Source organism: Allobosea sp. GW823-FHT02B03 (genome assembly GCF_058797755.1).
In genome coordinates this window covers 893,348-917,963 of record NZ_JBXAJY010000002.1, presented here as the reverse complement: position 1 = coordinate 917,963, position 24,616 = coordinate 893,348, and the positions used below count along the sequence as shown (strand labels likewise).

Here is a 24,616-nt window from a genome sequence, read left to right as displayed (position 1 = left end):
CATCCACGTCTTGAACACCGCGCTTGGCGAAGGAAGACGTGGATGGTCGGGACAAGCCCGACCATGACGATGAGGCGCTACTCCGCCGCTGCTCGCTGGCCACCCCAGCTCGAAACGATCGCCCGCAGCTCGGCGCGTTCGCTCTCGTTGAGCTCCGGGAGGCCGGGCAGCCGCACCGGGCCGACATTGGTGCCGAGCAGGCCGAGCGCTTCCTTGACCACGGTGACGTTGGCGCCGTTGCCGTATTTCGTCCTGAGCTTCTCGAAGCCTGCGATGGCGTCGACCTCGCGGCGCGCGGCGTCGTAGTCGCTGGCCTCCAGCGCCCGCCAGACCGCCAGCGACCGCTCCGGCGCGACATTGATCAGGCCGGAGGTGAAGCCGCGCGCGCCGAGCGCGTAGAAGGGCGCCGCCCAGCCCTCGGCGAGGCCGCAGATCCAGTTGGCGCTGGAGCCTTCAGTCTCGCGGACGCAATCCGCCAGCAGCATCATGTTGCTGGAGGCGAACTTCACGCCGGCGACGTTCGGGTGGTTCGCGACGCGGGCGAGATCCTTCACGCCGATCGCATCGGAGCGGACATAGGCGACGAGCGGGATCTCCAGCACCTCTGCGATCGCCAGGAAATAGTCTGCCTGGGATTGCGGTGCGGCGAAGGGGTCGAGCGGGTGATGCACCATCACGGCATCGCAGCCGGCCTTGGCGGCAAGCCTGCCGGTCGAAACCGCCTCGCGCAGGGAGCGGCCGATGCCGGCGGTAACCAGCGCCTTGCCGGCGGCAGCCTCGGCCGCGACGGCGTGGCTGCGCACCACCTCGTCGGTGGTCATCGGGTAGAATTCGCCGGTATTGCCGGCCGAGACGATGTTGTGGATGCCGGCGACGGCGATGCGGGCGACGATCTTGCCGGTCAGCGCCCAGTCGGCCTCGCCATCGTTCTTCCAGGCGGTGACGTGCACGCCGGAAATGCCGCGCAGCGCCTCGCGCACCTTCTGCTGTCCGCTCTCATTCGTCATAGGCCAATCCTTCCGCGTCGGCGCCGAAGACCTGGCGCACATGGCTCTTGGCGGAGCGGACGATGTGGCTCCGCATCCTTTGCTCCGCCAGCGCCGGATCATGGGCGGCGAGCGCTTCGAAAATGCCCTTGTGCTCGACATAGCCCTGGCGCCGTTCGGCCGGCTCGCCGAGCAGGGCGATGCGCTGGGCATGGTCGTACATGCGCTGGCCGTCGAGCCGGCGCTCCAGATAGGCGCAGCCGGAAATGCGGTGGATCATGCCGTGATAGGCCTCGTTCAGGTTGACGAGGTCTTCGAGCGCACTGTGCTCGGTCGCGTGCGCCATCTCGTCGATCAGCCGCGCCATCTCGGCGATCTCCGCGTCGCCGATCCGGTTGGCCGCGATATGGGCCATGACGCTTTCGAGCGCGGCGCGGCCGAGCGCCATTTCCAGCGCCTGCCTTGCCGAAAACTCGACGAAGACGCCGCGGCGCGCCTCGGTGCGGACAAGGCCCTCGCTTTCGAGCTTGCGGATCGCGTCCTTCACCGGGGTGGTGGAGACGCCGAGCAGATCGGCAAGATGCCGCTCGTTCAGGCGCTCGCCATTGCGGAAATTGCCCGCGACGATCGCTCGGCGCAGGCGCTCATGCACATGCTCGCGCAGCGAGCGCAGCAGGTGCGGAGAGACGGGTTCGATCGCGAGCAGGTCTGACATCGGGGCTCCAGCCATCCGTCGGCCGATCCCTTGTGCGGGCCGCGCCGGACAGCGCCATTCCGCATCAGTCACCACAAAGCGCAAGCTGTATCAAGTCTGAAATTTCAGATTTCAAATTTCAAATCCCGTGCTATGGGAAAGGGCAAGACGCCCAACGAGGCGCGGCCTGAAGCACGCGGCAGGGCGGGAAACGCAGAAGGGGAGGAACAGATGACGAAGTTCACACGCCGGGCTTTGCTCGCCGGCGCGGCCAGCCTGATCGCGGCGCCGGCCCTGGCGCAGTCCGCCTATCCCGGCAGCAAGGTCGTCACCATCGTGGTGCCCTTCGCCGCGGGCGGTACGACCGATTTGCTCGGGCGCATCCTGGCCGACCGGCTCAGTGCCCGTCTCGGCGGCAAGTTCATCGTCGAGAACCGGGTCGGCGCCGGCGGCAATACCGGGGCTGCGGCGGTGGCCCGCTCCGAGCCCGACGGCTACACGCTGACCATGGGCACGGTGTCGAGCCATGCGATCAACCCCGGCGTTTATGCCAAGATGCCCTATGACCACATCAAGGATTTCGCGCCGATCTCGCAGGTGGCGAGCGTGCCGAACATCCTGATGGTCAATCTCGACCTGCCGGCCAAGACCGTGCCGGAGCTGATCGAGCTGCTGAAGAAGAACCCCGGCAAATACTCGTTCGGCTCGTCCGGCGCCGGCACCTCGACCCATATGGCCGCCGAGCTGTTCAAGGTCGCGACGGGCACCGACATGGTCCATGTGCCCTACCGCTCCAGCGGGCAGGTGACGCAGGACCTGCTCTCCGGCCAGATCCAGCTGACCTTCGACAACATCACCATCGCCTGGCCGCATGTCGAAGCCGGCAAGATCCGCGCTCTCGCCACGGCGACGCCGAAGCGGCTCGCGGTCGCGCCCGACCTGCCGGCGCTCTCCGAATTCATCCCGGGCTATGACGCCAGCTCCTGGCACGGCTTCTTCGCGCCTTCGAAGGTTCCGCCGGAGATCGTCGCCAAGCTCTCGACCGAGACGCAGGCGATTATGCGCGAGCCCGCCGTGATCGAGCAGCTCAAGAAGCTCGGCGTCGACGCGGTCGGCTCCTCGCAGGCCGAGTTCACCACCCACATCGCCAACGAGACCAAGCGCTGGGCCGAGGTCGCCCAGAAGGCGAATGTCAGGATCGAGTGAGCGGCGGGTTCGCCGCTAGCCTCGCTCGTCATTCCGGCCGCAGCGAAGCGGAGTGCCGGAATCCATCACAGGGCTCGCCTCGAGATGGATTCCGGAGCTGCGCGGCTTATGCCGCTTGTCCGGAATGACGATCCTGGCGCTGATTGAGTCGTGGCCTGAACGAGGACGCCCGCCAATGACATCGACTGCCCTGACGCCCGAGAACCGCGAGAAGCTCAAGCGCGTCTCGACCGCGACCCTGACCACCGCCCTGTTCAAGCGCGGCTTTCGAAACGTCTTCATCCAGGATGTGCGTCCGCTCGATCCCAAGGCGCGCATGGTCGGCGAGGCCTATACGCTGCGCTATATCCCGGCGCGGGAGGATCTCGACCATCTCGGCGTCTTCGCCGGCACCGAGCATCCGCAGCGCGTCGCGGTCGAGGCCTGCCCGCCGGGCCATGTCATGGTGATCGACAGCCGCAAGGATCCGCGTGCCGCCTCCGCGGGCTGCATCCTGGTGACCCGGCTGATGCAGCGCGGCGTCGCCGGGATCGTCACCGATGGCGGCTTCCGTGACACCCCCGACATCGCCGCGCTCGGCATCCCGGCCTATCACAACCGGCCGAGCGCGCCGACCAACCTGATCCAGCACCATGCGCTCGACCTCAATGCGCCGATCGGCTGCGGCGACGTCCCGGTCTATCCGGGCGACATCATCGTCGGCGACGGCGAGGGCGTCTGCGTCATTCCCGCCCATCTCGCCAACGAGGTCGCCGCCGAGGCCTATGAGCAGACGGCCTATGAGGACTTCGTCGAGGAGAAGGTGCGCGAGGGGCGCGGCATTTTCGGGCTCTACCCGGCCAATGACGAGACCAAGGCCGAATTCGCGCGATGGCGCCCCGGCTGGAAGTAGCCGTCGGTCGCGGCACCAGCCGCGCGAGCAGGAAAGCAAACGAGGGCCGATCATGAAAGGGGGGCGTCCAGCGGCGCCCGTGAACGCAGCAACACAAGCAAGCATGGGAGAACGCAATGGAAGATGCCTCTCGCCGTCAGTTGCTGAAGGGAGGGCTCGCAGTGGCGGCGAGCCCGATGCTCGCCATTCCGGCGCTCGCCCAATCCTTCCCGTTCACGCCGAACCAGCGCTATCCCGATCCGGCGGTCGAGATCCTCGATCCGAGCTTCGCGAAATACCGGATCTATTCGAGCACGGTCGAGCAGCTCGGCAGCGGCATGCGATGGGCCGAGGGGCCGGTCTATTTTCCGGAAGGGCGCTACGTTCTCGTCAGCGACATCCCGAACAACCGGATCATGAAATATGACGAGGTGAAGAACGGCTTCACCGTGTTCCGCGACAACGCCAACTACGCCAACGGCAATGCCCGCGACCGGCAGGGCCGGCTCGTCACCTGCGAGCATTCGGTGACGCGGCGCGTCACCCGGACCGAGAAGAACGGCAAGATCACGGTGCTCGCCGACAAGTTCGAGGGCAAGCGCCTGAACGCGCCCAACGATGTCGTCGTCAAATCGGATGACACGATCTGGTTCACCGATCCGCTCTTCGGCATCAACGGCGAATGGGAGGGCGCGCGCGCCAAGCCCGAGCAGGCGACGACCAATGTCTACCGGCTCACGCCGGACGGAAAGCTGACGGCCGTCATCACCGATCTCGTCAATCCGAACGGACTCGCCTTCGCACCGGATGAGAAGAAGCTCTATGTCGTGGAATGGCGCGGCACGCCGAACCGCAGCATCTGGAGCTATGACGTCGCCGCCGACGGCGGCGTCGCGAACAAGGTCAAGCTGATCGACGCCGCCGATTTCGGCGCGCTCGACGGCTTCAAGGTCGACCGAGACGGCAATCTCTGGTGCGGCTATGGCAGCAATGGCGCGCTTAATGCCGAGCCGAGCGATGTCGGCGGGCGCAAGGTCCACACGCTCCGGGGCAGATCGGAGGATCTCGACGGGGTGATGGTGTTCAGCCCGGCTGGCAAGCCGCTCGCCTTCATCCGCCTGCCGGAACGCTGCGCCAATCTCTGCTTCGGAGGGCCCAAGGGCAACCGGCTCTACATGGCGAGCTCGCACTCGCTCTACGCCTTTTATGTCGAGGCGCACGGCGCGGTCTGACGAGCACTCGACAAGGGCTCCGACCTGACAACGAAGGGCCGGCAACCGCGGAGGTCGCCGGCCCTTCCTGCCTTTTCGGGGGTCAGCTCTTCAGGAAGGCCAGCATGTCCTGGTTGAGCCGGTCCTTGTGCGTGTCGGAGAGGCCGTGCGGGGCCCCCTCATAGACCTTGAGCTCCGCATGCGGGACGAGCTTCTTCGAGGCGCGGCCGGCGGCGTCGATCGGCACGATCTGGTCGTCGTCGCCATGGACGATCAGCGTCGGCTTGTCGAACTTCTTGAGGTCCTCGGTGAAGTCGGTCGCCGAGAAGGCCGCGATCGAGTCATAGGTGTTCTTGAAGCCGCCCTGCATGCCCTGCGCATACCAGGCGTCGATGATGCCCTGGCTCGGCTTCGCGCCCGGCCGGTTGTAGCCATAGAAGGGGCCCGAGGCGATGTCCTTGTAGAGCTGGCCGCGATCGGCGATCTGGCCGGCGCGGATGCCGTCGAAGACGTCGATAGGCAGGCCGCCGGGATTGGCAGGGGTCTTCAGCATCAGCGGCGGTACCGCCGAGACCAGTCCGAGCCGGGCGACGCGCTTGGTGCCATGGCGGCCGACATAGCGCGCCACCTCGCCGCCGCCGGTCGAGAAGCCGAAGGCCGAGACATCGCGCAGGTCGAGCGCCTCGATCACCTCGGCGAGGTCGTCGGCATAATGGTCCATGTCGTTGCCGTCCCAGGGCTGGCTGGAGCGGCCATGGCCGCGCCGGTCATGGGCGACGACGCGGAAACCGTTATTGGCGAGGAAGAAGGCCTGATTCTCCCAGCTGTCGGAGGAGAGCGGCCAGCCATGGCTCAGCGTGACGACCGGGCCGTCCTTCGGACCCCAATCCTTGAAATAGAGGCTCACGCCTTCACGGGTGGTGACATAGCTGCCGGCGACGGTCGGCTTGGCATTGGCGGTCATGATCGTACTCCCTGGCTCGAGGCCCGGCTTCCGGGCGGATCGCATTGCAGATCTATAAATCGCTCACGATTAGATCGTGAGCGATTTATATGCGGATCTTTTCCAAGCTGTCAATCCCTTGCGATCAGATCGCGCACGATTTATCTGGGGCGCAAAGGAGACAGCCTCATGACGACCGGACCTGCCGCCGCGAGTCCAGCCCTCAGGCTCGACAATTTCCTCTGTTTCGCGGTCTATACCGCCGGCCACGCCTTCAACCGGCTCTACACGCCGTTGCTCGAGGCGCTCGGCCTGACCTATCCGCAATATCTCGCCATGGTCGCGCTCTGGGAAAAGGACGACCAGACCGTCGGCGAACTCGGCGAAAAGCTCTTTCTGGAATCGAACACGCTGACGCCGCTGCTGAAGCGGCTCGAAGGCATGGGGCTGGTCACGCGGGTCCGGGACAAGGCCGATGAACGCCAGGTCCGGCTGCAACTGACCGAGGCGGGCAGGGCGCTGCGCGAGAAGGCGGAGACGGTGCCGCCCTGCGTGCTCGATGCGGCGGGGATGACGGCCGCCGATGCCGGCGCGCTGACCGATGCGGTGACGAAGCTGCGCGATACGCTGCTGCGGCGCGACTAGGCCGCGGCCTCGCCGACCAGCTCGCGCACCATCGGCATAACCTTGCCGCCATAGAGCGCGATGCAGCGCATCATCCTGTCATGCGCCAGCGGCCCGGCGCTGATCTTCAGCTGGAAGCGCGAGAGACCCAGCCCCTTGACGGTCGTCGCGATCTTGCGCGCGACCGTCTCGGGCGAGCCGAGATAGAGCGAGCCGCTGGCGACCTCGCGCTCGAATTCCTCGCGCGTCATCGGCGCCCAGCCGCGCTCGCCGCCGATCCGGTCGCGCATCTGCTTGTAGGCGGGGAAGAACTCCTCGGCGGCCTCAGCATCGCTCTCCGCGACATAGCCCGGCGAGTGAACGCCGACGGGTCGCACGGGGCGGCCGAGGCGCTCGAAGGCATCGCGATAGAGATCGACGAAGGGCCGGAAGCGCAGCGGCGGCCCGCCGATGATGGCGAGCATCATGGGCAGGTTGTAGCGCGCGGCGCGGACCACCGATTCCGGGCTGCCGCCGACGCCGATCCAGGTGGTGAGCCCGCCCTTCTCGATCGGCGGGAAGACCTGCTGGTCCTGGAGGGGCGGGCGTAAGTGCCCCTGCCAGGTCACGCTCTTCTTGCTGATCAACTCGGCGAAGAGGTCGAGCTTCTCCTCGAACAGCGCCTCGTATTGGCGCAGGTCGAAGCCGAAGAGCGGGAAGGATTCGGTGAAGGAGCCACGGCCGAGGATGACTTCGGCACGTCCGTTCGAGAGTGCGTCGACGGTCGAGAAGCGCTGGAAGACGCGGATCGGGTCGTCCGAGCTCAGCACGGTGACGGACGAGCCGAGGCGGATACGGCTGGTGCGGGTGGCGATGCCGGCGAGCACGGTCTCGGGCGACGAGACCGCGAAATCGGCACGGTGATGCTCGCCGATGCCGAAGAAATCGATGCCGAGCCGATCGGCGAGCACGGCCTGTTCGACGAGGTCGCGGATCACCTGCGCATGCGGCAAAAGCTTGCCGTCCGGGCCGGCGGTGACGTCGCCGAAGGTGTCGAGGCCAAGCTGCAGGCCGCGGCCGCCGCGGGTTGCATCTTCAGGCGTTTCGGGCATTGCGGCCACCGTTCCTCGGGAAGACGGAGGGGAGGGTTCGAGCGCCACTGCCTAGCACGGGGCGGGGAGGGCGCCGCATGCATTTGTGAAAGCCGTCGCTTTCCCGGATCGTTCGCCCGGATTGCGCTCTGGTGCTTCCGGCTGCGCTAGCGGCCCGAGCCTTCCTTGCCGTCGAAGGCCTCCTGCGCCTTTGCGATCCGGGCCTCGTGCTCGATCGCCCAGAGCCCGAGCTGCTCGACGGGCTCACGCAGCGAATGGCCGAGCTCGGTCAATTCGTAATCGACGCGCGGCGGCTTGCTCGGGATGACCGTCCGCCTGACCAGCCCGTCCCGCTCCATGCCCTTCAGGGTCAGGGTCAGCATGCGCTGCGAGATCGTGCCGATGGCGCGCTTGATCTCGTTGAAGCGGCGCGGACCGTTGCGCAGCGCCATCACGATCAGCACGCTCCATTTGTCGCCGACCCGCGCCAGGATCTGACGGACGGGCCAGCACATCTCCAGCAATCCGCCGGTCTCAGGTAACACCGGTGTGCCTCCTTGCGCGGTTTCTGGCAGTCACAATATGAGGCCAGGTTACGAAAATATACTGATCGAAGGGTGCGGCAGCAAGCGGCGCCCTTCGCGAAGGAGGGATCATGGAACTGGGAATCTACAGCTTCGGCGACGTGCAGCGCGATGCGGCGACGGGCGAGCTCGGCTCTACCGCGCAGGCGACGCGCAATCTGCGCGAAGCGATCAAACTTGCCGACGAGGTCGGGCTCGATTTCTTCGGCATCGGCGAGCACCACACCCGCGAAATGCCGGCCTCGGCCGCAACCGTGGTGCTCGGCGCCGCGGCCAGCGTGACGAAGCAGATCAAGCTCGGCAGCGCGGTCACGGTGCTCAGCACCGACGATCCGGTGCGTGTCTACCAGCAGTTCGCGACGCTCGACGCGCTCTCGAACGGCCGAGCCGAGATCACGGCCGGGCGCGGCTCGTCGACAGAGTCCTTTCCGCTCTTCGGCCATAGCCTGAACGATTACGACGAGCTCTTCGCCGAGAAGCTCGATCTCCTGCTCGACATCAACGAGAACGAGACGGTGAGCTGGAAAGGCAAGCACCGGCCAGCCCTGAACGAGGCGCTGGTCGTGCCGCGCCCCGACAGCGGCAAGCTGCCGATCTGGCTGGCGACTGGCGGTAATCCGCAATCCTCGGTGCGCGCCGGGCTGCTCGGCCTGCCGATCTCCTATGCGATCATCGGCGGGCAGGCCGCCCGTTTCGCGCCGCTGGCGGAGCTTTATCGCCGCGCCGGTGCGCAGGCGCAGATTCCGGCCTCCGAGCTCAAGATCTCGGTCGCAAGCCCGGGCTTCGTCGGCGAGGACGCGGCCAAGGCCAAGGAGCAGTTCTGGATCCACTGGCATGCGGTGATGGAATCGATCGGCAAGATCCGCGGCTTCGCGCCGCCGCCGCGCCATCACTACGATCTTGAGGCGAGCGGCGCCGGGGCGCTGTTCGTCGGCGACCCCGAGGAAATCGCCCGGCGCATCGTCGCCCTGCACGGGCAGATCGGTCATATGCGCCAGTTCTTCCAGATGGATGTGGGTCATCTCCCGCAGAAGGATTTTCTACGTTCGATCGAGTTGCTCGGCACGCGGGTGAAGCCGCTGGTCGATGCCGAACTCGGGGCAAAGCAGGCTGCTTAAGGAGATGTCGATGCGAGACGTTGCGAAGACCATCGGCATCCTCGGCGCGGGACGCGTCGGCACCGCGCTTGCGCGCCGAGCCGTCGCGGCCGGCTACGAGGTCCGGGTGGCGACGGCAAAGCCCGCGGCGGAGATCGCGCTGCTGCTCGAGATCATGGCGCCGGGCGCCAGGGCCGATGAGGCGCAGGCGGTGATCGCCGGCTCCGATATCGTCATCCTGGCGCTGCCCTTGTCGAAGTACCGCGCTCTGCGGCCGGAGCTGTTCGCCGGCAAGGTCGTGGTCGACGCGATGAACTATTGGGCGCCGACCGACGGGGTGATCCCCGAATTCGAGGGCGCCCGCTCCAGCAGCGAGGTGGTCCAGGACCATCTTACCGGAGCCCGGCTCGTGCGCAGCTTCAACCATATGGGCTATCACGAGATCGACGAGGCGGCCCGGCCTGCGGGCGATCCGCAGAGGCGGGCGCTCGCGCTGGCCGGCGACGATGGCGAGGCTCGCGATCTCGTCGCCGGCTTCATCGATCGCATCGGCCTCGATCCTGTCGATGCCGGTCCGCTCGCGGCGAGCCGGGGTTTTGCCACGGGTGGTCCGATCTTCGGCGCCAACCTCGGGCGCAGCGAAATGCAGCGGCGCCTGCAGGAGGGCGCGTTCGCGGCCTGATATCCCGTCGGCGTCGCGGCCCAGTTGCATGCGCCGGCTGGAAGAATGAGAGAGTGAAGGCGCCCCGGTCGCGAAGGCCCCCGGGGCGCGCCTGGAGAAAGGACGAGTGACCTGACATGACCAGCGGGATCCACCATCTCACCCTGATCACGCGCGACGTGCAGGCCAATGTCGATTTCTATGCCGGCTTTCTCGGCCTGCGGCTGGTGAAGCAGACGGGCGGCTACGAGGATGCCGAGCAGCTTCATCTGTTCTATGGCGACCGGCAGGGCACGCCGGGCTCGCTGATCACCTTCCTGGTCTGGCAGGACGGATCGCAGGGGCGCGTCGGCCATGGCCAGGTCAGCGAGATCGCGCTTGCGGTGCCGCCGGCCAGCATCGGCTTCTGGCTGACGCGGGCGCTGACCCGGCAGGTGCCGGCCGAGGGGCCGCGGCAGGAGTTCGGCGAGCCGGTGCTGCGCCTGCGCGATCCTGATGGCGTAGTGGTCAAGCTGGTCGGCACGGAGATGCCGGCCGCTGCGCCCTGGGCATCGCCCGGCATCGAGCCCGGCGATGCGGTGCTGCGCCTGCGCGGCGCGACGATCCTCACCGAGACGCCGGAGGAGACCGCCCATTTCGTCGGGCGCTTCGGCTATGAACCCGCGGCGAAGGCCGATGGCGTCCAGCGCCTGATCTCCGCGAGCGGCGATGTGATCGATATCCGCGAGGCGGGCGGCTTCTGGCCGGGCGCGCCGGGCACCGGCGTCGCCGACCATGTCGCGTTCCGGGCGCCCGACGTGGAAGCGGTCGCGGCGGCGGAGGCTTCGCTGGCGCGCCTCAACTCCTCGATCACCAACCGCCACGACAGAAAATACTTCACCTCGCTCTATGTGCGCGAGCCCGGCGGCACGCTGATCGAGCTGGCGACGGACGGGCCGGGCTTCACCATCGACGAAACCGAGCAGGCGCTCGGCACGACGCTGATGGTCCCGCCTTCCGACGCCGAGCGCGCCGATGCGATCCGGGTGATGCTGCCGCAATTCGCGCGGCCGGGCGAGCCGCGCCCGACCTATCGCGACCTGCCCTTCGTCCACCGCTTCCATGTCCCGGCCGAGGATGACGGCAGCACCATCGTGCTCCTGCACGGGACGGGCGGCAACGAGGCCGACCTGATGCCGCTTGCTCACCGAGTCGCGCCGCAGGCGACCCTGCTCGGCCTGCGCGGGCGCAGCACCGAGGAGGGGACGGCGCGCTGGTTCCGGCGGTTCGGCGAAGGCAAGTTCGACCAGGGCGACATCCGCGCCGAGGCCGCGGCCTTCGCCGCCTTCGTCGAGGAGGCTTCGCGGGCCTACGGGCTCGATCCCGCTCGCACGACCTGGCTCGGCTATTCGAACGGCGCAAACTTCCTCGCTGCGGCGATGCGGCTCCATCCCGGCCTGATCCGCCGCGCCGTGCTGCTGCGCGCGGTCGATGTGCTCGAGGAGCAGCCCCCTGCCGATCTTTCGGACAGCGCGGCGCTGATCGTGGCGGGTGAGGCCGACGCCTATGCTCCAGGGGCCGAGGCGCTGGCGGAGGCGCTCCGTGATGCCGGCGGCAAGGTCGAACTGGCGCGGATCGACGCCGGTCACGCGCTGTCGGACGCCGATGTCGTCACGATCAGGACCTGGCTCGCGGCCCGCTGACAGGGCTGGGGAAGCCGCAGGCCAACACCGGCAAGCCGTCCTGCCGGGCCAGACGAGCGGGAGGCTGCCGCGCGGATCTACCGCGGCAAGGCAGGCGGATGCGTCAGCCGGCCTTGCCGCCCAGCGACTCGCGTTCCTTCAGCAGCGTGTTGAGCCGCTGCTGGAGATCGTCCAGCCGTGCGGCGAGGCTCTCTTCCGTCGCGGCTCCCGATGCGGCGGTTGCCTGCTCCATCAGGTCGGAAATGGTCCGTCGGAGAAGCGCGATCCGTTCGTCCAAGGTTGTTGCGGAGTCAGACACAGGCCATCACTCCTTCCGTTTCGCCAACGCACGCAAAGGCGACGGCGTCGCTGCAGCTCCGCCAGCAGATCACCGGGCTTCGCTTTTGTACAGATGACCTGCGGGCGCGGGCGGCCAGGAGCCATCTTGTTCTTCGTCCGCGTCGGTGGTGGCAGTGGACGAGCCGGGACCGATAGGGCGCATGCCGATGCACGCCATCCTGCTTCAATTGCTTGATGCGTCTCGGGCTGGAAGCCCCTCGTGGAGAAGACCGATTGGCGCTACTATTCGCTTGCGCTCAGTCGAACCGACGAATGCGCGTCTGTGACCTCAGGGTTCGTGACGTGCTGTCCGGCATCGAGAGGACAGCCAATCCCGGCCGGGAGGTCGCAGCGACACCACTGCTATGACGCGAAGCGCCCGCGGCGCTTAGGCCTGAGATCGTTCCCGTTCCGCTTGCCCGCAGGGCTTGGAGGAGGCTGGCGTGGGTCTTGTGCTCGACAAGGTACGTCGCGACGTTGGAGCGCAGACGCATATCCATGAGACGAGTTTGCGGCTTTCGCCGGGCACCATGACCGTGCTGCTTGGCCCGACACTCGCCGGCAAGACCTCGCTGATGCGGCTGATGGCCGGCCTCGACAGGCCGACATCGGGACGAATCCTGGTCAATGAAGGCGGACGAGAGAAGGACGTGACCGGGACCGCGGTCCGCGAGCGCTCGGTCGCGATGGTCTACCAGCAGTTCATCAACTACCCCAATCTCAGCGTCTTCGAGAACATCGCCTCGCCGCTCCGGGTCAAGGGCCTGCCGAAGGCCGAGGTCGACAGCAAGGTGCGGGCAATGGCGCGTCTCATGCAGCTCGAGCCCTTCCTCGCGCGGATGCCGCTCAATCTCTCGGGCGGGCAGCAGCAGCGGACGGCGATGGCGCGCGCGCTGATCAAGGGGGCCGACCTCGTCCTGCTCGACGAGCCGCTCGCCAACCTCGACTACAAGCTGCGCGAGGAACTGCGCGAGGAACTGCCGAAGATCGTGCGGCTGTCGAATGCGACGGTCGTCTACGCCACCACCGACCCGCAGGAGGCGCTGCTGCTCGGCGACCATACCGCCACGCTCTGGCAGGGCCGGGTGACGCAGTACGGGCTGACGGCGGCGGTGTATCGACAGCCACAGGATCTGATCACGGCGCGCATATTCTCCGATCCGCCCCTCAACATCCTGCCCATCGCCAAGAGAGGCGCCGACATCATGCTGCCCGATGGCGCGAGCGCCCCCGCGACGGGAGCGCTGGCCGGGCTGGCGGATGGCGACTACCAGGTCGGCTTCAGGGCCCATCATCTGGGACTGCAGGCCGGGGCCGGACCCGGCCTAAGCTTCGACGGCACGGTGATCGTGTCGGAGATCGCCGGTTCCGAGAGCTTCGTCCATGTCGAATGCGCAGGGGCGCGCTGGGTCGCACTTGTGCCCGGGGTCCAAGAGCTGGAGCCTGGGGCCGCAATTTCTGTCCATGTCGACCCGGCGACTGTCTTCGTGTTCGATTCCGACGGGCGGCTCGCTCACGCCCCGGCCTTCCTCTCGGCTGCTTGAGGAGACGCTCCATGGCGCGCATCGAACTTTCCGATCTCGCGCATTCCTACAAGCGGGGCGCCTCGGATCCCGGCGATTTCGCCCTGAAGCCGATGACCCTGACCTGGCGCCAGGGCGGCGCCTACGCCCTGCTCGGCCCCTCCGGCTGCGGCAAGACCACGCTGCTCAACATCATCTCGGGCCTGCTCGTCCCGTCGCACGGTCGCGTGCTGTTCGACGGCCGGGATGTTTCACACCTGCCGACGGAGGCCCGCAACATCGCCCAGGTGTTCCAGTTCCCGGTCGTCTACGACACGATGACGGTTTACGAGAATCTCGCCTTCCCGCTGCGCAATCGCGGCATGATGGGCGGGACGGTCGATCGCCGTGTCCGTGAAATCGCGGCGCTTCTGGATTTGACCGAGGAGCTGAACCGCAAGGCGCGAGGCCTGACGGCGGACGCCAAGCAGAAGATATCGCTCGGCCGCGGTCTCGTACGCCCCGATGTTGCAGCGATCCTGTTCGACGAGCCTTTGACCGTCATCGACCCCCAGCTGAAATGGGAACTGCGTTCAAAGCTCAAGGCCCTGCACAGGGCGCTCGATCTCACCATGATCTACGTGACGCATGATCAGACCGAGGCGCTGACCTTCGCCGACACGGTGGTCGTGATGCATGACGGAAGGGTCGTGCAGGTGGGGCGGCCGGACGAGCTGTTCGAGAAGCCCGCCCATACCTTCGTCGGCTATTTCATCGGCTCGCCGGGCATGAACGTGCTTCCTGCTGCGGTCGTGGGCAACCACGCTGAGATCGCCGGCGCGACGATCGAGCTGCCGAAGAGCTACGACATCCCGGCCGGCAAACGGATCGAGATCGGGATCAGGCCCGAATTCGCCATGCTCGCCCGCCCCGGCGAGGGCCTGCCGGTCAGGGTCGAGCGCATCGATGATCTCGGCCGCTCCCGGCTGGCCCGCCTGCGCCTGCGAGAACATGCGGTTGCCGCGGGTGTGCCGGACGGGCTCGGCGAGATCGGAGAGACCGCGGGGCTCATTCTCCAGCCCGGTCACATCCATGTCTACGCCGATGGCGCACGCCTGGACGGAAGGGCGTGATGGACAAGCCCTATGACAATCGCGCCTGGCTCCTCGTCCTGCCGGTGCTTGCCATCGTCGCCTTCTCGGCGGTGATTCCGCTGATGACCGTGGTCAACTATTCCGTGCAGGACACGTTCGGCAACAACCAGTTCTTCTGGAACGGCACCGGCTGGTTCAGGGAGCTGCTCGACCCGTCGAGCGACCTTGGCGGCCGCGTGCGCGACTCGCTTTGGCGCAACCTCCTGTTCTCGGCGATCATCCTCGCGATCGAGGTGCCGCTCGGCATCGCAGTCGCGCTCGCCATGCCGCGCGAGGGCTGGAAGGTTGCGGCGACGCTGGTGCTGATGGCGATGCCTCTGCTCGTGCCGTGGAACGTCGTCGGCACGATCTGGCAGGTCTTCGCGCGCGGCGACATCGGGCTGCTCGGCTACACGATCAACCGTCTCGGCATCGACTACAACTATGTCGCCGATCCGCTGGCGGCCTGGATCACCATCATCGCGATGGATGTGTGGCACTGGACCTCGCTGGTGGCGCTGCTCTGCTATGCCGGCCTGAAGTCGATCCCCGACGCCTACTACCAGGCCGCGCGCATCGACGGCGCCAGCCGCTGGGCGGTGTTCCGCTTCATCCAGCTGCCGAAGATGCGGCGCGTGCTGATCATCGCCGTGCTGCTGCGGTTCATGGACTCGTTCATGATCTACACCGAGCCCTTCGTCGTCACGGGCGGCGGCCCGGGCAACTCGACGACCTTCCTGTCGATCGAACTCGTGAAGCTCGCGCTCGGCCAATTCGACCTCGGCAAGGCTGCGGCGATGTCGATCGTCTACAACCTGATCATCCTCGCCGTGTGCTGGGTCTTCTACACGGTGATGACCAATCTCGATGTCGAGCGCCGGCGCCCGCCGGCCGATGGATGAGGGCGGCCGATGTCGACGGACAGTCTCAGCCCGACCGCCGCGCTCCCCGCCGCCGGGGCGACGCCGAAGGCGCGCTCGGCCTTCCGCTTCAATGGCGGCGCGCTGACGCTCGGCCTGTACCTGATCTTCCTGACCCTGCCGATCTACTGGCTCATCGTGATGAGCCTCAAGACCAATGCCGAGATCAATTCGGGCATGACGCTCTGGCCGCGCGAGATCACTTTCGCGAACTACCGGACGATCTTCACCGATCCGTCCTGGTATTCCGGCTACATCAACTCGCTGAGCTATGTGGTCATGAACACGGTGATCTCGATCACCCTGGCGCTGCCGGCGGCCTACGCCTTCTCGCGCTACCGTTTCCTCGGCGACAAGCACCTGTTCTTCTGGCTGCTCTCGAACCGGATGGCACCGCCGGCGATCTTCGCCCTGCCGTTCTTCAACCTCTACTCGGCGATCGGCCTGTTCGACACGCCGCTCGCGGTGGCTCTGGCCCACTGCCTGTTCAACGTCCCGTTGGCCGTGTGGATCCTCGAGGGCTTCATGTCGGGCGTCCCGCGCGAGATCGACGAGACCGCCTATCTCGACGGCTACTCCTTCCCGCGCTTCTTCGTGCGGATCTTCGCTCCGATCATCGCCAACGGCATCGGGGTCACCGCCTTCTTCTGCTTCATGTTCTCCTGGGTCGAGCTGCTGCTGGCGCGAACCCTGACGACGGTGAACGCCAAGCCGATCGCCGCGACGATGACGCGCACGGTCTCGGCCGCCGGCATGGACTGGGGACTGCTCGCCGCCGCCGGCGTGCTGACGCTGATCCCCGGCGCGCTCGTGATCTGGTTCGTCCGAAACTACATCGCCAAGGGCTTTGCCCTGGGGAGGGTCTGATGCCCGGCTTTGCCTCGATCGATCTGGCATGGATGGCGTGGACGCCACAGACCGGGCTGTTCTTCGCCGGGCTCTTCGGCCTGCTCGGGCTGATGACGGCGCTGGCGATCTGGCGGCCCGAGCTCGAGCGCGTCGGGGTGCTCGGCATTCCGACGACGCGCGGCGACCGCCTCTTCCTGAGCCTGCTGGGCTCGGCCTTCATCCACCTTGCCTGGCTGGGCCTCATAGGCGCCGATCTCTGGTGGGCGACCGGCCTTTCGCTTCTCTACGCCGCGGCGGTTTTCCGCTTCGTCTGACTACCCACGGAGGCTGTTCTCGGACGACCACTGCCTTCGCAACAAGAAGCCGGCAAGGCTCGCAGGAACAATCATCCAGTGGAGGAAACGATGAGAAAGCAGATGCTAGCCGCGACCGCGCTCAGCTCCTTGCTCAGCGCCGTACCCGCCCTCGCCGATATCGACGCGGCGCGACGCTGGATCGACAGCGAATTCCAGCCTTCGACGCTGACCAAGGACGATCAGCTCAAGGAAATGGAATGGTTCATCAACGCCGCCAAGCCGTTCGCCGGCATGGATGTCAATGTCGTCTCCGAGACAATCACCACCCATGAATACGAAGCCCGGACGCTGGCCAGGGCCTTCAGCGAGATCACCGGCATCAAGGTGAAGCACGACCTGATCCAGGAGGGCGATGTCGTCGAAAAACTGCAGACGCAGATGCAGTCCGGCCGGAATGTCTATGATGGCTGGATCAACGATTCCGACCTGATCGGCACGCATTTCCGCTACAAGCAGACCACCAATCTGACCGATTGGATGGCGGGGCCGGGCAAGGATGTCACCAACCCGATGCTCGACGTCGACGACTTCATCGGAAAATCCTTCGGCACCGCACCGGATGGAAAGCTCTACCAGCTGCCGGACCAGCAATTCGCGAACCTTTATTGGTTCCGCTACGACTGGTTCACCCGCCCCGACCTCAAGGATAAGTTCAAGGCCAAGTACGGCTATGAGCTCGGCGTGCCGGTCAACTGGTCGGCCTATGAGGACATCGCCGAGTTCTTTTCGAACGACCTCAAGGAGGTCGATGGCGTCCGTGTCTATGGCCATATGGACTACGGCAAGAAGGACCCCTCGCTCGGCTGGCGCTTCACCGATGCCTGGCTCTCCATGGCCGGCAACGGCGACAAGGGCATCCCCAACGGCAAGCCCGTCGATGAATGGGGCATCCGCATGGAGGGCTGCCGCCCGGTCGGCTCCTCGGTCGACCGCGGCGGCGACACCAACGGTCCCGCTTCGGTCTATGCCGTGCAAAAATATGTCGACTGGCTCAACAAATATGCGCCGCCTCAGGCGCGCGGCATGACCTTCTCGGAATCCGGGCCGGTCCCGGCGCAGGGCGCCATTGCCCAGCAGATCTTCTGGTACACCGCCTTCACTGCCGACATGGTCAAGCCCGGCCTGCCGGTGGTGAATGCCGATGGCACGCCGAAATGGCGGATGGCGCCTTCGCCGAAGGGCTCCTACTGGAAGGAGGGCATGAAGCTGGGCTACCAGGATGCGGGATCGCTGACCCTGCTTGAATCGACGCCGCTGGAGAAGCGCAAGGCGGCTTGGCTGTACCTGCAGTTCATCGTTTCGAAGTCGGTCAGCCTGAAGAAGAGCCATGTCGGCCTGACCTTCATCCGCGAGAGCGACATCTGGGACAAGAGCTTCACCGACCGGGCTCCGAAGCTTGGCGGCCTGATCGAGTTCTACCGCTCGCCGGCGCGCGTGCAGTGGACGCCGACCGGCAACAACGTTCCCGACTATCCGCGTCTCGCGCAGCTCTGGTGGCAGAACATCGGCGACGCGTCCTCCGGCGCCAAGACCGCACAGGCAGCCATGGATTCGCTGGCCGCGGCGCAGGACTCGGTGCTCGAACGCCTCGAACGCTCGGGCGTCCAGGGCGATTGCGGCCCGAAGCTGAATCCGAAGCAGACCGCGGAGGCCTGGTTCGCGAAGTCGAAGGCGGACGGCAACGTCGCTCCGCAGCCCAAACTCGCGAATGAGAAACCCAAGGGCGAGACGATCGACTATGACACGCTGATCAAGTCCTGGCCGGCGACGCCGCCCAAGAAGAACTGAGACCGAACCCCAAAACGCGGGCGGACGATACGAGCCGCCCGCGCACGCGCAGCGAGGACTGGCGCGCTTTGCCTTTTGCCTTCAGCCTGTCGTCAGCAGGCTTAGTTCTGGTTTCCGAACTGCTGGGAGAGCTGATCCGGAGACGATGAGCTCTCTTTTTCCGTCGGGGTTGAAGCGTATCACGCTGCCATCGTCTCTCAGGAGATATGCCGAGAGCCCGGCACGTCTCATTTGCTGAATGGTGTTGCGGTGGAACAGCGCGATTTTCCGATCGAAGGTGGGGGGCATGTGGTGCGCTCCGCGGCTCAATCCAGCGCAATGGATACGCAATTCTCCGGAAGTGAATGTGACGGGGCTCACAGAACGAATATTGCCAACTGGCTTGGCGGGCGGGCCGCAAGCTGAATTGGAAGATCGTCGCCAGCGACGGTTGGACGAGCGGCCGAACCAAAAATGTGCGAGTTCCGACTTCGACGCGAAGCGGCTATTGAGCCGGGGTGACCTCGTCAAAGCTCAGGAACGCCACGATGACAGAGCCCGCCACGATCCTCTTGAGCCGCGTCAATGGCCACGGCGCCTCCACGAGCGGGCAAAGCAGCTGCCTCGATCTGACGGATAGCAATGGCCAGCGCTTCATTCTTCACATCCCGCGTCACCTTGAGGGTGATTTCCTGTCGCGGTTCGAAGCTGCTGCCATGCACGCTGCCGAGCTCCGTGGCTCGCCAACACATGCCGACGTGGTCAGCGCGGTCCTTGCCGAACAAACCAGCTTCGTCATGGCGGACGACGGAACGCTCATACTGAGGACGAAAACCCGTTCAGGCGTGGATATCGACATCAGCTTTGACGAGAGCACTGTCCGCGGCCTTCGCGCGCTCCTGGACATCCGGCACCCCTGAATTTGGATTGCTACGGCGCTTTGCCTCGGCGCGTCGTGACGTCGACGTTCGCACCGCGGATGAGGGGCCAGCTCCCGGAGCGAGCCGGAAGCGATCGCATCCATCAGGGTCTGGAATCGGCAATGAGGTATGCCTGTGAGATGTCTCACAGTCCGTAGGCGCGAAAGATCGCCGAAGAAACGATTGATTTCAAAGTCTTGAACCTGCTCAGGGGGTTCAAGAAAGGAAATGGTAGCGGGAGAGGGACTTGAACCCCCGACACGCGGATTATGATTCCGCTGCTCTAACCAGCTGAGCTACCCCGCCCCGATGCGCCGCGTCTCGAAAGACGCTCAATCGCGACGGCGCGGATATAGGGTTTCGCGGGGGGCGGCGTCAAGCCTTGATGCGGCTTAGATTCACCGCAACTTTCGCAGCCTCACGACCTTGAAGTAGCCCTGGCCGACATGGACGGTCTCGTAGCGGCCCGTCGCAGCGGCCCAATCGGTCAGCCGGCTGACCTTGAAGTCGCTGCTCCAGCCGACCGCCTTGGCCAGCGGCGCGACCAGCGACCAGAGCGGCGCGGCGAGCCCGCCTTCGCCGACGAGGCGGCTTGAGATGACGATCTCGCCGCCCGGCCGCAGCACGCGGTCCATCTCGGCCAGCGCCTGCTCCGGGTCCGGAACCAGCGTGATCACGAACTGCGCGGTGACCGCGTCGAAGGAGCGGTCGGCGAAGCCGAGGCGGCAGGCGTCCATCACGAGCAGGCCGATGACGTGATCGAGCCCCTGGCTCTGAACCTTGGCGTGGGCAACGCGCAGCATGTCGAGCGAGAGATCGGCGCCGACGACCCGCCGGTCACGCTCGAAATAGGGCAAGGTCAGCCCGGTGCCGACGCCGATCTCGAGGATGTCGCGGCCGCAGGCGCAGGCCGCGGCCACCGCCTCGCGCTGGGCGCGCGACAGCAGCCCCTGATAGATCCGGTCGTAGAATTTCGCCCAGACCGCATAGACGCGCTTCTGCGCGTCGAGACCCTTGCCAGCCGTCATGATGTCGCGAGCGAAAGTTCCGGAGTGTCGGGAATGCGGCGGGTCTTTTCAGCCAGGATGACGCCGCCGCCAAGGACGCGCGCGCCTGCGCCGGCATGATCGTAGATCACGCAGGCCTGGCCGGGCGAGACGCCTTCCTCGCCCTGGGCGAGCAGGACATGGACGCCGCTGCCGTCGACGAGGAGACGCGCCTCGCGCGGCGCCCGGGTCGAGCGCACGCGGACCGCGACTTCGAGGCCTTCGGGCGGCAGTTCGGCGAGCGGCGTGTCGCCGATCCAGTTGAGATCGCGCAGGTCGACGCGGCTGACGCTCAGCGCCTCGCGCGGGCCGACGATGACGCGGGCGTTCTGCGCGTCGAGAGCGATGACATAGAGCGGCTCGGCGCCACTGATGCCGAGACCCTTGCGCTGGCCGACCGTGTAGCGCAGCACGCCTTCGTGCTGGCCAAGCACGCGCCCGTCGAGATGGACGATCTGGCCGGGGCGGGCAGCGCCCGGCTTCAGCCGCTCGATGACGTCGGCATAGCGGCCGTTCGGCACGAAGCAGATGTCCTGGCTGTCGGGCTTGTCGGCGATGGCGAGGCCGAATTCGGCGGCGAGCGCGCGGGTCTCGGCCTTTTCCATCTCGCCGAGCGGGAAGCGCAGCAGGTCGAGCTGCTCCTGCGTCGTGGCGTAGAGAAAATAGCTCTGGTCGCGGTTCTCGTCGGCGGCGCGGAATAGGCCGCGATGGCCGTTGCCGAGATCGCGGCTGGCGACATAGTGGCCGGTGGCGAGCGCGTCCGCCCCGAGTTCGCGGGCGAGCCCGAGCAGGTCGCGGAACTTCACGGTGCGGTTGCATTCGACGCAAGGGATCGGCGTCTCGCCGGCGAGATAGCTTTCGGCGAAGCGCTCGATCACCGCGTCGCGGAAGCGGCTCTCGTAATCCAGCACATAATGCGGGATGCCGATCGCCTCGGCGACGCGGCGGGCGTCGTGAATGTCCTGGCCGGCACAGCAGGCCCCGGCGCGGTGCACGGCGGCACCATGATCGTAGAGCTGGAGCGTGACGCCGACGACGTCATAGCCCTGGCGCTTGAGCAGCGCCGCGACCACCGAGGAGTCGACGCCGCCCGACATCGCGGCGACGACACGCGTCGCCGCGGGCGGCTTGGCGATGTCCAGCGAGTTGAGCGGGGCGGTCATGATGAATTCTGGCGCGCGGCAAACGAGGGCGGGGTGCCCACTTGACGGGTTCTATACCGGCTTTGCCGGGTCGGGACCAGCATCCACCCGGCAAATACTGCCGGGCCGGTTCGGCAAGGCGGCGCTTCCTGCCGGGGGGTGGCCAAGTTGAACCCGTCAAGTAACTGATTTGACGCGGTAATTTATCTGGCCCGGCTCTTGCTGCGGCGAGGCTGGCGCCCTTCGCCATCTGGCCGTTCCGGAGTCCTTCATGTCCACCGCGTCGATCTCGCGTTCTCCGTTCGAGACTGCGCCGCCCGCTCGCCGCGAGCCGGCCAAGGCGCGCGGGACGGATGAGGTCTTCACCCTGCCGCAGGCCGAAAAGTCCGGTCAGCAGGATGGGGCGAGCCGCCAGCGCACGCGCGTCGAGCCGGGGCGCGGCGTCGGCGAAGCCGCGGCGGCAGAACGTGCCGGAGCAGGCGGCAAGGAGGTTGCCGAGGCGACGCCTCCGGACGGAGCGGAGAAGACCGAAGGCGGCAAGGCGACCGATGAGACGAAGGCCGACGGGAGCCGGGCCGACGCGGGCCCGCAGCCCGGCGAGGTGCCTGCCGAAAAGCCTGTCGCTGGTGAGAAGCCGCTGATCGGCGAGGAGATGATCGCAATCCTGCCGCAGCCGGTGCCGCACGTGGTCGAGACGGGCAAGCCAGGGCTCGCAGCGGCGCCCGAGGGAGCGGCGCAACCCGCCCCGGATGTCATTCCCGCGACTGGCGAAACGCCGCCGGAGGCTGCGAAGCCTCCAACCAGCCCTAGCGAGATCGCGACGCAATTCCTGGCGCTTGTCGCCACGATCCAGCAGCCCGGCACCGCTGCCGAGCCAGACGACGCAGCAGACAAAGAGGCGGGCGCTGTGCCGAACGGCAAGCCGGAGACCGTGGGCGCGTTGCCGGCCGCCGCCGCGATTGTGTCGGCTCCAGCCGCGCCGGTCCAGGCGGAAGGCGAGGCGAGCGTCGGTGGCGAAGTCGTTGTCGGCGAGGCCAAGGCCGCAGCCAAGCCGATGGTTGCAGGCACCATGCTGCCTGCCGAGGCCGTCAAGGCCGATCCCGAAGCGGCCGACGAGGCCGGCACGGGACAGACGAGTACTCCGAGCGCCACGGCCGGCGCCGAAGGCAAGCACGCCGAGCGCGCAGCAAGTGCCGGACAGGTTCCTGCGGCGACCGAGGCCGGCAAGGCGGATGCGCCGCAACAGGCGGCGCCCGCGAACGTCCAGGCCGTCCCGGCCGCCGCTCCGCAGGTGCCGGCAAGGCCGGAGTCGCCGCTTGCGCCGCTCGAGGCCGCTGCCCAGGCCAATGCGCAGGCCCAATCCGAGGCGAATGCCCGGGCTCCGGTCGAGACCACGAGGCCGACGCCGCTGCATGTCGTGCCGGTCGAGATCGGCGCGCGGGCGTTGGCAGGCAACAAGCGCTTCGATATCAGGCTCGACCCGGCCGAGCTCGGCCGCGTCGATGTTCGCCTGGAGATCTCGGACAAGGGCGAGGTCAGCGCCAAGCTGACGGTCGACCGGGTCGAGACGCTGCATCTGCTGCAGCGCGATGCGCGGACGCTGGAACGGGCCTTCGAGCAGGCCGGGCTGAAGCCTTCCGAAGGTGGCGTCGAGATGAGCCTGCGGGATTCTGCCGATCAGAGCTCGCGCCAGCACCGCCAGGAGGATGAGGGCGGACGCACGCGTCGGGCCTGGATCGAGACCACCGAAGAGGCCGTGCCCGTCACCGAGATGGCACCGCTGCGCCGGGCCGCAAGGCTCGGCGGCGTCGACCTCAGCATCTGAAGAGAGGCGATACCGTGAGCATCTCCAACACCGGCAAGCTGAGCAATTCGGCCGTCACCGCCGCGCAGAACGGGACCAATGCAAGTGGCGGCGGCACCTCGATCGCCAATAATTTCGACCAGTTCCTGACGCTGCTGACGACGCAGCTCAAGAACCAGAACCCGCTCGACCCGCTCGACACGAACCAGTTCACCCAGCAGTTGGTGCAGTTCGCCGGCGTCGAGCAGCAGCTCAAGCAGAACGAGACGCTGACCGCGCTGCTCGGCGTCAGCAAGGCGACGACCGGGGCGAGCGCGATCGGCTTCGTCGGCCAGAAGGTGACGGCCGACGGTGCCGCGACCCAGCTCAAGGACGACAAGGCCGAGTGGAAGCTCAACGCCTCGAAGGGCGGCACGGCGACGATCACCATCAAGGATGTGAACGGCAAGGTCGTGCAGACCGCCACGACGACGCTGACGGCCGGCGATCAGAGCTATCGCTGGGACGGCAAGACCTCGACCGGCTCGGTCGCTCCCGAGGGCGAATACACCATCACGGTCGACGCCACGGACATTTCCGGTGCCGCTATCACGGTCAAGACCGAGGTCACCGGCATCGTCGACGGCGTCGACTTCTCGACTGCGGTCCCGACCCTGCTGATCGGGGCGATCAAGGTGCCGCTCGACCGGGTGAAGTCGGTGAAGAGCAATTCCTGACGCGCGGCATACTGAAAGCCTGCGCGGTTGCTTTAGGCAAAATTTAAGTCCGGAGGGGTACGGTCGGGAAGAAGTAGGTCTGTTGAGTTGTGTGAGTGTACCATGACCGAGCCGCTGCGACCGCGCGTGAAGTATGTCATCGGCCCCGACGGGAGCCCGCTGACCATCGCCGATCTGCCCCCGATGAACACCCGTCGCTGGGTGATCCGGCGCAAGGCCGAAGTCGTCGCCGCCGTGCGCGGCGGCCTGCTCAGCCTCGAAGAGGCCTGCCAGCGCTACACGCTGACGGTGGACGAGTTCCTGAGCTGGCAGATGTCGATCGACCAGCATGGCCTGGCCGGTCTGCGCACCACCCGTATCCAGCATTACCGCCAATAGGCGCTGCTGCATTTTAAGGTTTACCGAGAGGCGGCGGTCCCGACAAGGACCGGCGCCTCTCGGCGTTTGTGCCAGCCAATTCCATCTTGAGACGCCTCGATCATCACGGCGTTAACCCGGTGCTAACCATGCACTG

The 24,616-nt window shown here is 66.6% G+C and carries 25 protein-coding genes and 1 tRNA gene; 17 read left to right on the top strand and 9 right to left on the bottom strand.

Features of this window, described 5'->3' with window-relative positions; all coding sequences use genetic code 11:
• Positions 1–77: 77 nt before the first annotated feature.
• Positions 78–1,007, bottom strand: a complete 930-nt coding sequence (locus AC1REK_RS09455) for a dihydrodipicolinate synthase family protein (protein WP_492268258.1) — start codon at positions 1,005–1,007, stop codon at positions 78–80.
• Positions 997–1,701: a GntR family transcriptional regulator gene (locus tag AC1REK_RS09450; protein ID WP_316016892.1), complete on the bottom strand. Its 705-nt coding sequence runs from the start codon at positions 1,699–1,701 to the stop codon at positions 997–999. Before AC1REK_RS09450 ends, AC1REK_RS09455 begins: the two co-directional genes overlap by 11 nt.
• 210 nt (positions 1,702–1,911) lie before the next feature.
• Between AC1REK_RS09450 and AC1REK_RS09445 the strand changes: the two genes are divergently transcribed.
• The 3 genes from AC1REK_RS09445 (at position 1,912) to AC1REK_RS09435 (ending at position 4,989) form a co-directional block, all read left to right on the top strand.
• Positions 1,912–2,886 carry a Bug family tripartite tricarboxylate transporter substrate binding protein gene (locus AC1REK_RS09445; protein WP_316016891.1) on the top strand — a complete coding sequence of 325 codons (975 nt, stop codon included), beginning with the start codon at positions 1,912–1,914 and terminating at the stop codon, positions 2,884–2,886.
• Positions 2,887–3,061: 175 nt separating this feature from the next.
• Positions 3,062–3,778, top strand: coding sequence for a ribonuclease activity regulator RraA (locus AC1REK_RS09440; protein WP_492268259.1), 717 nt, complete (start codon positions 3,062–3,064; stop codon positions 3,776–3,778).
• A 176-nt stretch (positions 3,779–3,954) separates the two neighbouring features.
• Positions 3,955–4,989 carry an SMP-30/gluconolactonase/LRE family protein gene (locus AC1REK_RS09435; RefSeq protein ID WP_492268670.1) on the top strand — a complete coding sequence of 345 codons (1,035 nt, stop codon included), beginning with the start codon at positions 3,955–3,957 and terminating at the stop codon, positions 4,987–4,989.
• 82 nt (positions 4,990–5,071) lie between these two features.
• Here the strand turns inward: AC1REK_RS09435 and AC1REK_RS09430 are convergent, their stop codons facing one another.
• Positions 5,072–5,932, bottom strand: a complete 861-nt coding sequence (locus AC1REK_RS09430) for an alpha/beta fold hydrolase (RefSeq protein ID WP_492268260.1) — start codon at positions 5,930–5,932, stop codon at positions 5,072–5,074.
• Positions 5,933–6,100: 168 nt separating this feature from the next.
• Between AC1REK_RS09430 and AC1REK_RS09425 the strand changes: the two genes are divergently transcribed.
• Positions 6,101–6,556 carry a MarR family winged helix-turn-helix transcriptional regulator gene (locus tag AC1REK_RS09425; RefSeq protein WP_492268261.1) on the top strand — a complete coding sequence of 152 codons (456 nt, stop codon included), beginning with the start codon at positions 6,101–6,103 and terminating at the stop codon, positions 6,554–6,556.
• Here AC1REK_RS09425 and AC1REK_RS09420 read toward each other — a convergent pair.
• Both AC1REK_RS09420 and AC1REK_RS09415 read right to left on the bottom strand, forming a co-directional pair.
• Positions 6,553–7,626, bottom strand: coding sequence for an LLM class flavin-dependent oxidoreductase (locus tag AC1REK_RS09420; RefSeq protein WP_492268262.1), 1,074 nt, complete (start codon positions 7,624–7,626; stop codon positions 6,553–6,555). The genes AC1REK_RS09425 and AC1REK_RS09420 overlap by 4 nt on opposite strands.
• 146 nt (positions 7,627–7,772) lie before the next feature.
• The gene (locus AC1REK_RS09415; protein ID WP_492268671.1) at positions 7,773–8,120 is read right to left on the bottom strand and encodes a winged helix-turn-helix transcriptional regulator; all 348 of its coding nucleotides are present in this window, start codon (positions 8,118–8,120) and stop codon (positions 7,773–7,775) included.
• Between the two features lie 140 nt (positions 8,121–8,260).
• Here AC1REK_RS09415 and AC1REK_RS09410 point away from each other — a divergent pair, with 140 nt between their 5' ends.
• The 3 genes from AC1REK_RS09410 to AC1REK_RS09400 all read left to right on the top strand — a co-directional run bounded on the left by AC1REK_RS09410 (position 8,261) and on the right by AC1REK_RS09400 (position 11,629).
• Positions 8,261–9,307, top strand: a complete 1,047-nt coding sequence (locus tag AC1REK_RS09410) for an LLM class flavin-dependent oxidoreductase (protein ID WP_492268263.1) — start codon at positions 8,261–8,263, stop codon at positions 9,305–9,307.
• Positions 9,308–9,317: 10 nt separating this feature from the next.
• Positions 9,318–9,968, top strand: a complete 651-nt coding sequence (locus AC1REK_RS09405) for an NADPH-dependent F420 reductase (protein WP_492268264.1) — start codon at positions 9,318–9,320, stop codon at positions 9,966–9,968.
• A gap of 116 nt (positions 9,969–10,084) precedes the next feature.
• On the top strand, positions 10,085–11,629 hold the full coding sequence (locus tag AC1REK_RS09400) for a VOC family protein (protein ID WP_492268265.1): 1,545 nt from the start codon (positions 10,085–10,087) through the stop codon (positions 11,627–11,629).
• A gap of 103 nt (positions 11,630–11,732) precedes the next feature.
• Here the strand turns inward: AC1REK_RS09400 and AC1REK_RS09395 are convergent, their stop codons facing one another.
• Positions 11,733–11,906, bottom strand: a complete 174-nt coding sequence (locus AC1REK_RS09395) for a hypothetical protein (protein WP_327523989.1) — start codon at positions 11,904–11,906, stop codon at positions 11,733–11,735.
• Positions 11,907–12,390: 484 nt separating this feature from the next.
• On the opposite strand from AC1REK_RS09395, the gene AC1REK_RS09390 reads away from it, so the two are divergent.
• From AC1REK_RS09390 to AC1REK_RS09360, 7 genes are all read left to right on the top strand, one after another.
• Positions 12,391–13,491, top strand: a complete 1,101-nt coding sequence (locus AC1REK_RS09390; protein ID WP_492268266.1) for an ABC transporter ATP-binding protein — start codon at positions 12,391–12,393, stop codon at positions 13,489–13,491.
• An 11-nt stretch (positions 13,492–13,502) separates the two neighbouring features.
• Positions 13,503–14,582 (top strand): ABC transporter ATP-binding protein, encoded by a 1,080-nt coding sequence (locus AC1REK_RS09385; protein WP_492268267.1) that lies wholly within the window; start codon positions 13,503–13,505, stop codon positions 14,580–14,582.
• Positions 14,582–15,484, top strand: coding sequence for a carbohydrate ABC transporter permease (locus tag AC1REK_RS09380; RefSeq protein ID WP_316016880.1), 903 nt, complete (start codon positions 14,582–14,584; stop codon positions 15,482–15,484). The genes AC1REK_RS09385 and AC1REK_RS09380 overlap by 1 nt, the downstream gene beginning before the upstream one ends.
• 9 nt (positions 15,485–15,493) lie before the next feature.
• Positions 15,494–16,369 (top strand): carbohydrate ABC transporter permease, encoded by an 876-nt coding sequence (locus AC1REK_RS09375; protein ID WP_492268268.1) that lies wholly within the window; start codon positions 15,494–15,496, stop codon positions 16,367–16,369.
• The gene (locus AC1REK_RS09370; RefSeq protein WP_492268269.1) at positions 16,369–16,665 is read left to right on the top strand and encodes a DUF2160 domain-containing protein; all 297 of its coding nucleotides are present in this window, start codon (positions 16,369–16,371) and stop codon (positions 16,663–16,665) included. Before AC1REK_RS09375 ends, AC1REK_RS09370 begins: the two co-directional genes overlap by 1 nt.
• 90 nt (positions 16,666–16,755) lie before the next feature.
• Positions 16,756–18,495 carry an ABC transporter substrate-binding protein gene (locus AC1REK_RS09365; protein ID WP_492268270.1) on the top strand — a complete coding sequence of 580 codons (1,740 nt, stop codon included), beginning with the start codon at positions 16,756–16,758 and terminating at the stop codon, positions 18,493–18,495.
• 527 nt (positions 18,496–19,022) lie between these two features.
• On the top strand, positions 19,023–19,394 hold the full coding sequence (locus AC1REK_RS09360; protein WP_492268271.1) for a hypothetical protein: 372 nt from the start codon (positions 19,023–19,025) through the stop codon (positions 19,392–19,394).
• A gap of 229 nt (positions 19,395–19,623) precedes the next feature.
• Here AC1REK_RS09360 and AC1REK_RS09355 read toward each other — a convergent pair.
• The 3 genes from AC1REK_RS09355 to mnmA all read right to left on the bottom strand — a co-directional run bounded on the left by AC1REK_RS09355 (position 19,624) and on the right by mnmA (position 21,603).
• Positions 19,624–19,700: transfer RNA gene (locus AC1REK_RS09355), tRNA-Met, on the bottom strand.
• Positions 19,701–19,792: 92 nt separating this feature from the next.
• Entirely contained in the window at positions 19,793–20,422 is a 630-nt protein-coding gene (locus AC1REK_RS09350; protein WP_327523996.1) for a class I SAM-dependent methyltransferase, read from the bottom strand.
• Positions 20,419–21,603: a tRNA 2-thiouridine(34) synthase MnmA gene (gene mnmA / locus AC1REK_RS09345; protein ID WP_492268272.1), complete on the bottom strand. Its 1,185-nt coding sequence runs from the start codon at positions 21,601–21,603 to the stop codon at positions 20,419–20,421. Before mnmA ends, AC1REK_RS09350 begins: the two co-directional genes overlap by 4 nt.
• 250 nt (positions 21,604–21,853) lie before the next feature.
• On the opposite strand from mnmA, the gene AC1REK_RS09340 reads away from it, so the two are divergent.
• The 3 genes from AC1REK_RS09340 (at position 21,854) to sciP (ending at position 24,480) form a co-directional block, all read left to right on the top strand.
• The gene (locus AC1REK_RS09340) at positions 21,854–23,407 is read left to right on the top strand and encodes a flagellar hook-length control protein FliK (RefSeq protein ID WP_492268273.1); all 1,554 of its coding nucleotides are present in this window, start codon (positions 21,854–21,856) and stop codon (positions 23,405–23,407) included.
• 14 nt (positions 23,408–23,421) lie between these two features.
• A complete protein-coding gene (locus AC1REK_RS09335; RefSeq protein WP_327523999.1) occupies positions 23,422–24,102 on the top strand; it encodes a flagellar hook assembly protein FlgD in 681 nt (226 codons plus the stop codon).
• 102 nt (positions 24,103–24,204) lie between these two features.
• Positions 24,205–24,480, top strand: coding sequence for a CtrA inhibitor SciP (sciP, locus tag AC1REK_RS09330; protein WP_038359348.1), 276 nt, complete (start codon positions 24,205–24,207; stop codon positions 24,478–24,480).
• The last annotated feature ends 136 nt before the right edge of the window (positions 24,481–24,616 follow it).